The sequence below is a fragment of the Pontibacter sp. HJ8 genome (assembly GCF_054824225.1).
In genome coordinates, this window is the sequence record NZ_JSYF01000133.1 from 1 (window position 1) to 381 (window position 381).

Annotated in this window: 1 protein-coding gene; it reads left to right on the forward strand. The window is 48.8% G+C overall.

Going from position 1 to position 381, the window contains the following annotated elements; translation table 11 throughout:
• Nucleotides 1-112 precede the first annotated feature (112 nt).
• On the forward strand, nucleotides 113-349 hold the full coding sequence (locus OB13_RS07280; protein ID WP_461489494.1) for a hypothetical protein: 237 nt from the start codon (nucleotides 113-115) through the stop codon (nucleotides 347-349).
• Nucleotides 350-381 lie beyond the last annotated feature (32 nt).

Sequence of the window (381 nt, forward strand, 5' to 3'; positions counted from 1 at the left end):
CCTATACCTATACCTATACCTATACCTGCTTTGCTGCGTTCGGCTTCCTCAGTCTTCAACCTGACGTGTTGCATAGCTTCGCCTGGCCGGCGGGGCCTCACTTTTCTCCTTGATGAGAAAAGTAAGCAAAAGAATCAAGACGCTTTTAAACTCGCTGAACGCTCAAACACAAAATCGTCAGTTGCGCACCTTACTCAAGTCGCTGTTCTATAGCAACTGTTGTAAGTATGCCTTGCTATACCTGTCAGCTATACCTGCCGGCTATACCTACTCGTGCAAGAAAGTCCCCTTCGAAGGGGGCAGGGGGATGACTAAAAGTGGCGATGAAACAAGATCTGTCGAGCTGTAAAGACAGGCTCCCCTCCTTAGACAAGCGAGAAC